6 protein-coding genes are annotated in these 10,829 nt (G+C 71.2%); 4 read left to right on the top strand and 2 right to left on the bottom strand.

Translation table 11 applies throughout. The features are described from left to right. Window positions 1-12: 12 nt before the first annotated feature. The 4 genes from nuoL (at window position 13) to recQ (ending at window position 7,391) form a co-directional block, all read left to right on the top strand. Window positions 13-1,959, top strand: coding sequence for an NADH-quinone oxidoreductase subunit L (gene nuoL / locus AB0L33_RS07960; protein WP_365678764.1), 1,947 nt, complete (start codon window positions 13-15; stop codon window positions 1,957-1,959). Window positions 1,960-1,963: 4 nt separating this feature from the next. Beyond that, window positions 1,964-3,535 carry an NADH-quinone oxidoreductase subunit M gene (locus tag AB0L33_RS07955; protein WP_365678762.1) on the top strand — a complete coding sequence of 524 codons (1,572 nt, stop codon included), beginning with the start codon at window positions 1,964-1,966 and terminating at the stop codon, window positions 3,533-3,535. After that, window positions 3,532-5,196 carry an NADH-quinone oxidoreductase subunit NuoN gene (gene nuoN, locus AB0L33_RS07950; RefSeq protein ID WP_365678760.1) on the top strand — a complete coding sequence of 555 codons (1,665 nt, stop codon included), beginning with the start codon at window positions 3,532-3,534 and terminating at the stop codon, window positions 5,194-5,196. Before AB0L33_RS07955 ends, nuoN begins: the two co-directional genes overlap by 4 nt. A gap of 164 nt (window positions 5,197-5,360) precedes the next feature. Beyond that, the gene (gene recQ / locus AB0L33_RS07945) at window positions 5,361-7,391 is read left to right on the top strand and encodes a DNA helicase RecQ (RefSeq protein WP_365679416.1); all 2,031 of its coding nucleotides are present in this window, start codon (window positions 5,361-5,363) and stop codon (window positions 7,389-7,391) included. 21 nt (window positions 7,392-7,412) lie between these two features. On the opposite strand, the gene AB0L33_RS07940 is transcribed toward recQ, so the two are convergent. Continuing rightward, the gene (locus tag AB0L33_RS07940; RefSeq protein WP_365678758.1) at window positions 7,413-8,021 is read right to left on the bottom strand and encodes a Uma2 family endonuclease; all 609 of its coding nucleotides are present in this window, start codon (window positions 8,019-8,021) and stop codon (window positions 7,413-7,415) included. 85 nt (window positions 8,022-8,106) lie between these two features. Next, window positions 8,107-10,827, bottom strand: a complete 2,721-nt coding sequence (locus AB0L33_RS07935) for a fumarate reductase/succinate dehydrogenase flavoprotein subunit (protein ID WP_365678756.1) — start codon at window positions 10,825-10,827, stop codon at window positions 8,107-8,109. Window positions 10,828-10,829: the final 2 nt, after the last annotated feature.

Raw genomic sequence — 10,829 nt, 5'->3', positions numbered from 1 at the left:
GGCGTTTGCACTGTGGAGAACCTGATTGCGCTGCTCGTCGCGGCGCCCCTGCTCGGAGCGGCGGTGCTGCTGTGCGGCGGCCGCCGCCTCGACCGCGCCGGGCACTGGCTCGGCACCCTGCTCGCCGCAGCCTCGTTCGTCGTGGCCGTGGTGCTCTTCACCGACATGCTGGGGAAGGGCGCCGAGGACCGGGCGCTGCACCAGAAGCTGTTCAGCTGGATTCCGGTCGAGGGCTTCCAGGCCGACGTGGCCTTCCAGCTCGACCAGCTGTCGATGACCTTCGTCCTGCTGATCACCGGTGTGGGCACACTGATCCACATCTACTCGATCGGCTACATGGAGCACGACGAGCGCCGGCGCCGCTTCTTCGGCTATCTGAACCTGTTCCTGGCGGCGATGCTGATCCTGGTCATCGCCGACAACTACCTGCTGCTGTACGTCGGCTGGGAGGGCGTCGGCCTCGCCTCGTACCTGCTCATCGGCTTCTGGCAGCACAAGCCCAGCGCGGCGACCGCCGCGAAGAAGGCGTTCCTGGTCAACCGCGTCGGCGACATGGGCCTGTCGATCGCGATCATGCTGATGTTCACCACCTTCGGCACGTTCGCGTACGGACCCGTCCTGGAGGCGACCGGTGAGACGAGCGAGGGCAAGCTGACGGCGATCGGCCTGATGCTGCTGCTGGCCGCCTGCGGCAAGTCCGCCCAGGTGCCGCTTCAGTCCTGGCTCGGTGACGCGATGGAGGGCCCGACCCCGGTCTCCGCCCTCATCCACGCCGCGACCATGGTCACCGCCGGCGTCTACCTGATCGTCCGCTCCGGTGCGATCTTCAACGCCGCCCCGGACGCCCAGATGGTCGTCGTGGTGGTCGGCGCGGTCACGCTGCTGTTCGGTGCGATCGTCGGTTGCGCGAAGGACGACATCAAGAAGGCCCTCGCCGGCTCCACGATGTCGCAGATCGGCTACATGATCCTGGCCGCCGGGCTCGGCCCCATCGGCTACGTCTTCGCGATCATGCACCTGGTGACGCACGGCTTCTTCAAGGCCGGGCTCTTCCTCGGCGCCGGTTCGGTCATGCACGGCATGAACGACGAGGTGGACATGCGGAAGTTCGGCGGCCTGCGGAAGTACATGCCGGTCACCTTCGTCACCTTCGGCCTCGGCTACCTCGCGATCATCGGCTTCCCCGGCCTCTCCGGCTTCTTCTCCAAGGACAAGATCATCGAGGCGGCGTTCGCCAAGGGCGGCACCGAGGGCTGGATCCTCGGCTCCGTGGCCCTGCTCGGCGCCGCGATCACCGCGTTCTACATGACGCGCGTGATGCTGATGACGTTCTTCGGCGAGGAGCGCTGGCGCCGCACGGCGACGCCGTCCCCGGACGCGCCGGACGTCGAGCCCGCCGCCGAGACGCGCGGCGAGCACGCGGAGCCCCACCCGCACGAGTCCCCGAAGTCCATGACGATCCCGATGATCGTGCTGGCCTTCGGCTCGGTCTTCGCCGGTGGCTTCTTCTCGATCGGCGACCGCTTCCTGCACTGGCTGGAGCCCGTCACCGGCCACGACCACGGGGACGCCCCGATCGGCGCGTCCACCGTCACCGCGGCCACCATGGTGGCGCTCGTCATCGGGGTCGCCATCGCCTGGGCGATGTACGGCCGCAAGCCGGTGCCGGTGGCCGCCCCGCGCGGCTCGCTGCTCACCCGGGCCGCGCGCCGCGATCTCCTCCAGGACGACTTCAACCACGTGGTCCTGGTCCGCGGCGGCGAGCACCTGACCCGCTCCCTGGTCTACGTCGACCACACCCTGGTCGACGGCGTCGTCAACGGCACGGCCGCTTCCATGGGCGGGCTCTCCGGCCGGCTGCGCAAGCTGCAGAACGGCTACGCCCGCTCCTACGCGGTCTCGATGTTCGGCGGTACGGCGGTTCTCATCGCCGCGACCCTGCTGATGAGGGCGGTCTGATCACATGTCCTTTCCCCTCCTGACAGCGACGGCGGCGCTCCCGGCGATCGGCGCGGTGGCCACGGCCGCCGTCCCGGCCGCCCGGCGCACCGCCGCCAAATGGCTGGCGCTGGTCGTCTCGCTGGCCACGCTCGTCCTGGCGGGCATCGCGCTCGCCCGCTTCGAGCCCGGCGGCGACCGCTTCCAGCTCACCGAATCGCACGCCTGGATCAAGGACTTCGGCGTCCGCTACGAACTGGGCGTCGACGGCATCGGCGTGGCGCTCATGGCGCTCACCGCCCTGCTGATCCCGTTCGTCATCCTGGCCGGCTGGCACGACGCCGACCCCCTGGAGACGAACTCCTCGCGCTGGCGCCCCACCCAGGGCTTCTTCGCCCTGATCCTGATGGTCGAAGCGATGGTGATCCTCTCCTTCGAGGCCACCGACGTCTTCCTCTTCTACATCCTGTTCGAAGCCATGCTCATCCCGATGTACTTCCTCATCGGCGGCTTCGGGGACCGGGCGCACACCGGCAGCGACGAGAACGCGGCGGCCCAGCGGTCGTACGCCGCCGTGAAGTTCCTCCTCTACAACCTGGTCGGCGGCCTCATCATGCTGGCCGCGGTCATCGGCCTGTACGTGGTCGCGGGCTCGTTCTCGCTCTCCGAGATCGCCGAGGCCCGGGCCAACGGCACGTTCTCGATGGCGACCAGCACGGAGCGGTGGCTGTTCCTCGGGTTCTTCTTCGCCTTCGCGGTGAAGGCCCCGCTGTGGCCGCTGCACACCTGGCTGCCCAACGCCATGGGTGAGGCGACCGCGCCGGTCGCCGTGCTGATCACCGCCGTGGTCGACAAGGTCGGCACGTTCGCGATGCTCCGCTTCTGCCTCCAGCTCTTCCCGGAGGCCAGCAAGTGGGCGACGCCGGTGATCCTGGTCCTGGCGCTGATCAGCATCGTGTACGGGGCGCTGCTCGCGGTCGGCCAGCGCGACATCAAGCGGCTGATCGCCTACGCGTCCATCTCGCACTTCGGCTTCATCATCCTGGGCATCTTCGCGATGACCAGCCAGGGCCAGTCGGGCGCGACGCTGTACATGGTCAACCACGGCATCTCGACGGCCGCGCTGATGCTGGTGGCGGGCTTCCTGATCAGCCGCCGCGGTTCGCGCCTCATCGCCGACTACGGCGGGGTGCAGAAGGTGGCCCCGGTCCTGGCCGGCACCTTCCTGATCGGCGGCCTGGCCACGCTGTCGCTGCCGGGGCTCGCTCCGTTCGTCAGCGAGTTCCTGGTCCTGGTCGGCGCGTTCGCCGCGTACCCGGCGGTCGGCATCATCGCGACCACCGGCATCGTGCTCGCCGCGATCTACGTGCTGGTCCTCTACCAGCGCACCATGACCGGCCCGGTCAAGGCCGAGGTGCAGGGCATGGCGGACCTCAAGGCCCGTGAGCTCGTGGTCGTCGTCCCGCTGATCGCGCTGCTGCTCTTCCTGGGTGTCTACCCGAAGCCGCTGACGGACATCGTCAACCCGGCGGTGCGGCACACCATGTCGGACGTACAGAAGAAGGACCCCCAGCCCGAGGTGGAGGCCGCCAAGTGAGCGCAACAGCTGTCCACAGCCTGTGGACGACGGCGGGCGGGGTGACAACCGCCGCACCGGACGAGAAGTTCACGGCCCCGGTCATCGAGTACACCCAGCTGACCCCGGTCCTGATCGTGATCGGCGTCGCCGTCGTCGGCGTCCTGGTCGAGGCGTTCGTGCCGCGCCGGGCCCGGTACCACACGCAGGTCTTCCTGACCGTCGTCGCGCTGGTCGCCGCGTTCGCCGCGGTGGTCGGCCTCGCGGCCGGCGGTTACGGGACGACCAAGGCGCACATCGCCGCGATGGGCGCCATCGCGGTCGACGGACCGGCGCTGTTCCTCCAGGGCGTCATCCTGCTGACGTCCCTGGTCGCGGTCTTCACGTTCGCCGAGCGGCGGCTCGACCCCGAGTCCCACGGGAACAGGGTCGACTCCTTCGCCGCGCAGGCCGCGTCCGTGCCCGGCAGCGACAGCGAGAAGGCCGCGGTCAAGGCCGGTTTCACCACCACCGAGGTCTTCCCGCTCGTCCTCTTCTCGGTGGCCGGCATGCTGGTCTTCCCGGCGGCCAACGACCTGCTGACGCTGTTCGTGGCCCTGGAGGTCTTCTCCCTCCCGCTGTACCTCCTGTGCGCCGTCGCCCGCCGCAAGCGGCTGATGTCGCAGGAGTCGGCCGTGAAGTACTTCCTGCTCGGCGCGTTCTCCTCGGCGTTCCTGCTGTTCGGGATCGCCCTCCTCTACGGCTACGCGGGCTCCGTTTCGTACGCGCGGATCGCGACCGTGGTCGACGGCACGATCCAGAAGATCGACCCGGCGCTCGCCGACACCATGGGCAACGACGCGCTGCTGCTCATCGGCGGCGCGATGATCCTGACCGGTCTGCTCTTCAAGGTCGGCGCCGTCCCGTTCCACATGTGGACCCCGGACGTCTACCAGGGCGCTCCGACCCCGGTCACCGGCTTCATGGCCGCCGCCACGAAGGTGGCCGCGTTCGGCGCGCTGCTGCGCCTGCTGTACGTGGTGCTGCCCGGGCTCACCTGGGACCTGCGGCCGGTCATGTGGGGCGTCGCGATCGTCACGATGGTGGGCGGCGCGGTCGTCGCGATCACGCAGACCGACATCAAGCGGCTGCTGGCCTACTCCTCGATCGCGCACGCCGGGTTCATCCTGGCCGGTGTGATCGCGGCCACCCCCGACGGCATCTCGTCCGTCCTCTTCTACCTCGGCACGTACTCCTTCGTGACGGTCGGCGCGTTCGCCGTCGTCACCCTGGTGCGGGACGCGGGCGGCGAGGCGACGCACCTGTCGAAGTGGGCCGGGCTCGGCCGTCGCTCGCCGCTGGTCGCCGCGGTCTTCGCGGTGTTCCTGCTGGCCTTCGCCGGCATCCCGCTGACCTCCGGCTTCTCCGGGAAGTTCGCGGTGTTCAAGGCGGCGGCGGACGGCGGCGCGGGCGGCCTGGTGGTGGTCGGTGTGATCTCCTCGGCGATCGCCGCGTTCTTCTACATCCGGGTCATCGTGCTGATGTTCTTCAGCGAGCCGAAGGCGGACGGCCCCACGGTCGCCGTCCCGTCCCCGCTGACGATGACCACCATCGCGATCGGCGTGGCCGTGACCGTGGTCCTGGGTGTGGCCCCGCAGTACTTCCTGGACCTCGCGGGCCAGGCGGGGACGTTCGTGAGGTAGCCGGAAACGGCTGTACGACAACGCCGGACGGGCTTGGCCTTCCCTCGGGAAGTCAAGCCCGTCCGGCGTTGTCACAGGCGGCGCCTATCGTGGCAGGGGAGCGCTGGGACGCAGCGGGACCGGTATCGGGGGACAGAGCGATGAGCGGGACGGGCGTGACGGGCATGACCACGGATGTGAGTACGGGCGGCGCCGCCGCCACGGCCGAGAGCGAGGCGCGGCGCACCCTGCACCGCGTCTTCGGTTACGAGGCGTTCCGCGGCGAGCAGGAGGCGATCGTCGACCACGTGGTGGCCGGCGGGGACGCCGTCGTGCTCATGCCCACCGGTGGCGGCAAGTCCCTCTGCTACCAGATCCCGGCCCTGGTCCGCCGGGGCACCGGCGTCGTGATCTCCCCGCTGATCGCCCTCATGCAGGACCAGGTCGACGCGTTGCGGGCGCTCGGCGTGCGGGCCGGCTTCATCAACTCCACGCAGGACTTCGATGAGCGGCGCTCGATGGAGGCCCAGTTCATCGCGGGCGAGCTGGACCTGCTGTATCTGGCTCCGGAGCGGCTGCGGCTGGACTCCACGCTCGCGCTGCTGGCCCGGGGCGAGGTCTCCGTCTTCGCGATCGACGAGGCGCACTGCGTCGCCCAGTGGGGTCACGACTTCCGCCCCGACTATCTGGCCCTGTCCGTCCTGGGCGAGCGCTGGCCGGACGTGCCGCGCATCGCCCTGACGGCCACGGCGACGGACGCCACGCACCGGGAGATCACCCAGCGGCTCGGCATGCCCGACGCCAAGCACTTCGTGGCCAGCTTCGACCGGCCCAACATCCAGTACCGGATCGTGGGCAAGGCGGACCCGAAGAAGCAGCTGCTCGCCTTCCTCAAGGAGGAGCACGCCGGGGACGCGGGCATCGTCTACTGCCTCTCCCGCGCGTCCACGGAGAAGACAGCCGAATTCCTCTGCCGTAACGACATCGAGGCCGTCCCGTACCACGCGGGGCTCGACGCCGGGACGCGTGCGGCGCACCAGTCCCGCTTCCTGCGCGAGGAGGGCCTGGTCGTCGTCGCGACGATCGCCTTCGGCATGGGCATCGACAAGCCGGACGTCCGCTTCGTCGCCCACCTGGACCTCCCGAAGTCCGTCGAGGGCTACTACCAGGAGACCGGCCGGGCCGGCCGCGACGGCGCCCCGTCCACGGCGTGGATGGCGTACGGCCTCCAGGACGTCGTCCAGCAGCGCAAGCTGATCCAGGGCGGCGAGGGCGACGAGGCCTTCCGCCGCCGGGCCGCCTCGCACCTGGACTCGATGCTCGCCCTGTGCGAGACGGCCCAGTGCCGCCGCGCCCAGCTCCTCACGTACTTCGGCCAGGAGCCCACGGCCGCGAGCTGCGGCAACTGCGACACCTGCCTCACCCCGCCGGAGACCTGGGACGGCACGGTGTCCGCCCAGAAGCTGCTGTCGACGGTGGTGCGGCTGAAGCGGGAGCGCGGCCAGAAGTTCGGCGCGGGCCAGATCATCGACATCCTGCTCGGCCGCCGCACGGCCAAGGTCATCCAGTTCGACCACGACCAGCTGTCGGTCTTCGGCATCGGCGAGGAGCTGAGCGAGGCGGAGTGGCGCGGAGTGGTCCGCCAGCTCCTGGCCCAGGGCCTGCTGGCCGTCGAGGGCGAGTACGGCACGCTGGTCCTCACGGAGACGAGCGGCGCGGTCCTGGGCCGTGAGCGGGAGGTTCAGCTCCGCAAGGAGCCGAAGAAGCCGACGGCCTCCCGGTCGTCGTCGTCCGCCCGGGGCGAGCGCAAGTCGAAGGCGGCGGCCGCCGCCGACCTCCCCGAGACGGCCGTCCCCGTCTTCGAGGCCCTGCGCGCCTGGCGGGCCGCCCAGGCCAAGGAACTGGGCCTCCCGGCCTACGTGATCTTCCACGACGCCACCCTCCGTGAGATCGCCACGATCCGCCCGGCGACGCTGGGGGAGCTGGGCGGCATCAGCGGCCTCGGCGAGAAAAAGCTGGCGACGTACGGGGAGGGGGTGCTGGAGGTCCTGGCGGGCCTCGAAACGCCCGACGCCCCGGCACCCAGCGAACCCCCGGCCGCCCCGGCCCCGGCCACAGCCGCCAAGCCCGCCCCCGGCCCGGCCCCCTCCGCTCGGTCGTCCGCCCACGACGACGCCGAGTTCGGCTGGGACGAGGAGCCCCCGGAGTACGAGTGAGAGCGACCCGGCGCGGCGGACCTACTGCGGGTCCGCCGTCCGGCGGCGCGGGCTGATCGCGGTGAGGTCCAGATCGACCGGGAAGGGCACGGACACCTTCATCCGGTCGTGGAAGATGCCGGTGGAGGTATAGGCGCCGGTGGCGGGCTCCAGCTCGAAGACATAGACCACGGCACGGCCGTCGTGGTTCTCCACGCGCCAGAAGTGCGGGATCTTCACCCGGGCGTACTTCACCGGCTTGGTCTCCCGGTCCCGCGACCTCGACTCCGGCGACACGACCTCGATGGCCAGCTGGACGGATTCGGCGGGGAAACGGGTCTGACTCGGGTCTTGGACGATCTCGCCGTCCACCACGATCACGTCGGGCTCGGGCCGGTTGTAGCGGTCGATGTCGATCGTGAACTCACGCACGACCTCCAGGTCGGGCGGCGCCAGCGACTGCAACTGCCAGTTGAAGAAGTCAACCGCCCGAGAATGGAACAGGCTCTGCGGACTCACGAAAACAAGGCTGCCGTCGATCAGCTCCGTATGCGGAGGCAGATTCGGGAGTGTGTCCAGGTCATCGGCGGTCCAGCCGCCCTCGGGCGGGACCGCCCACCGCGGCTCGGGGGCCTCGGGTTCGATGCTCATCAGTGCTCCCATGGACGGAGTCTCGCGGGAGCTTTCAGCGTATCCGCCGGGAACCGGAAGCGGTTCCCCTGGACGTGTGAACGACTCACGCGCCCTTGACCGCCACCCCCCGCCCCGCGTAAGCCCGCACATCCGCGTCCGGGTCCGCCACCGCCCCCGCCAGTGCCTCCCGCGCCCCAGGGGCGCCCCCGTGACGCAGCAGCGCCAGCACCGCCGCCTTGCGGACGTCCGCGTTCGGGTCCGCCAGCGCACCGGCCAGCGGGCCCACCGCACGGGCCGGGTCCGCCGAGGTCAGCCCCCTCGCCGCCCCCGCGCGGACCTGCCAGGCCGGGTCCGTCAGGGCGGTCACCGCGCGGTCGGCGTACGCAGGCGGGCAGCCCGTCTCCGCCAGCGCGCTCAGGGCCGCCGCGCGGACCAGTGCGTCCGGGTCGTCCAGGAGCGGGGCGAGCGGGGCCGGGGCGGGGGAGCGGACGGCGGCCAGGCCCTTCGCCACGGCGACGCGGACCTCACGGGCCGGGTCGCCCGCCGCGCGGGAAAGGCCCTCCACCGCGTCCACCGAGACCAGCGCGCGCACCGTCTCCACCCGGACGCCGGGGTCCGGGTCGCCCAACGTGCCCGCGTACAGCTCCGCGTCGCCCAGTCGCAGCGCCCGCAGGGTGTCCAGCGCGGCGGCGCGGACCACCGCGTCGGCCGAGGAGAGCGCGGCCACCAGCGGGGTGCGGAGCTCCGGGGACGGCGGCAGGACCTCGACCAGTTCGCGCAGGGACGCCGCGACGGCCGCGCGCACGGCGGCGGACGGGTCGCCCAGGGCCGTGGCCAGCGCGGGGCCCGCGCCCGGCGGGGTGGACTCGGTGAGCGCGGCGACGGCGGCCCGGCGGACGGCGGGGTCCGGGTCGTCCAGATACGGGGTGAGCGACGCCAGCTCCGGTTCGCCCTCGCTCAGGGCCAGGAGCTCCAGGATGCGCGGCGAGGTGGAGACGGCCGGTTCGGCGGCCGCTGCCACGGGGACCCGCGCCGACACCGACACCGGTGCCGCCTCCCGCGCCCCCGCCGTCCCCACCCCCACGGGCTCGACCGCGCCGATCCGCCGGACCGGGCCCCCGGCCGGGGCGAAGCCCTCCACCGGGACCAGGTACGGAGCCACCGGGCGCGCCGTGAACTCCATCGTCCCGGAAGCCGACTTGTACAGGTCCAGGTGGTGGAACCAGTCCGCGTCGTCCCGCTCCGGATGGTCCGTCCGCTCGTGGTAGAGCCCCCAGCGGGACTCCGTGCGGGCGAGCGAGGAGCGCGCGGCCATCTCAGCGCAGTCGCGGATGAACGACACCTCCGCGCACCGCATCAGCTCGTGCGGGGTCTTCGCGCCCATCTCCGCGAGGTCCGTCCGCATCCGCTCGAAGGACTCCAGGGCGATCGACAGCCGGGCCCCGGACTTCGGCGGAGCCACGTAGTCGTTCACGAAGCGGCGCAGCTTGTACTCGACCTGGGGCTGCGGCGGCCCGTCCGGATTCCGCAGCGGCCGGTAGATCAACTCGTGCGCCGCCCGCAGCTGGTCGGCGGGCAACTCGCCCTCGTACGCCGTGAAACGGGCCGCGTCCTCGCCCGCCAGGTCACCGAAGACGAAGGCGCCGATCATGTAGTTGTGCGGGACGCACGCCAGGTCACCGGCCGCGTAGAGCCGGTCCACCGTGGTGCGGGCGTGGTCGTCGACGCGGACGCCGGACGCCGAGTGGCCGCCACACAGGCCGATCTCGGAGATGTGCATCTCGATGTCATGGGTGCGGTAGTCGTGACCGCGCCCCGCGTGGAACGTGCCGCGCGTCGGGCGTTCCGTGGAGTGCAGGATCGTTTCCAGGGCGCTGACGGACTCCTCCGGCAGATGGCTGAGCTTGAGGTAGACCGGACCCCGGTCGGAGGCGACCTCCGCCGCGAACTCCGCCATCATCTGCCCCGACCAGTAGTCGGAGTCCACGAACCGCTCGCCGTGCCGGTTGACCTGGTAGCCGCCGAACGGATTGGCGACGTACGCGCAGGCCGGGCCGTTGTAGTCCTTGATCAGCGGATTGATCTGGAAGCACTCGATGCCGGTCAGCTCGGCGCCCGCGTGGTACGCCATGGCATAGCCGTCACCCGCGTTGGTCGGGTTCTCGTACGTGCCGTAGAGATAGCCGGAGGCCGGCAGTCCGAGGCGGCCGCAGGCGCCCGTCGCGAGGATGACGGCGCCGGCGCGGACCGTGACGAACTGCCCGGTGCGGGTGTTGAAGCCGGCCGCGCCGATCGCCCGGCCGTCGTCGCCGGTGAGCACCCGCACCGGCATGACCCGGTTCTCGATGCGGATGCGCTCCCGCATCTCGCGCCGCCGCAGCTGCCGGTAGAGGACCTTCTTGACGTCCTTGCCCTCGGGCATCGGCAGGACGTACGAGCCGGAGCGGTGGACCTGCCGGACCGCGTACTCGCCGTGTTCGTCCTTCTCGAACTTCACCCCGTACGACTCCAGGCGCCGGACCATGCCGAAGCCGCGTACCGCGGTCTGGCGGACGGTCGACTGGTCCACGATGCCGTCGTTGGCGCGGGTGATCTCCGCGACGTAGTCGTCGGGTTCGGCGCGGCCCGGGATCACCGCGTTGTTCACGCCGTCCATGCCCATGGCGAGCGCGCCGGAGTGGCGGACGTGCGCCTTCTCCAGGAGGAGGACGGAGGCGCCGTGCTCGGCGGCGGTGAGGGCCGCCATCGTGCCGGCCGTACCGCCGCCGACCACCAGCACGTCGCAGGAGAGTTCCTCGGCGTCCGCGAGGGCGGGGATCTGCACGG

This window comes from Streptomyces sp. NPDC052299 (genome assembly GCF_040679335.1).
Classification (GTDB): domain Bacteria; phylum Actinomycetota; class Actinomycetes; order Streptomycetales; family Streptomycetaceae; genus Streptomyces.
The sequence above is the reverse complement of the archived record's forward strand: the minus strand, read 5'-3'. Positions and strand labels throughout refer to the sequence as shown.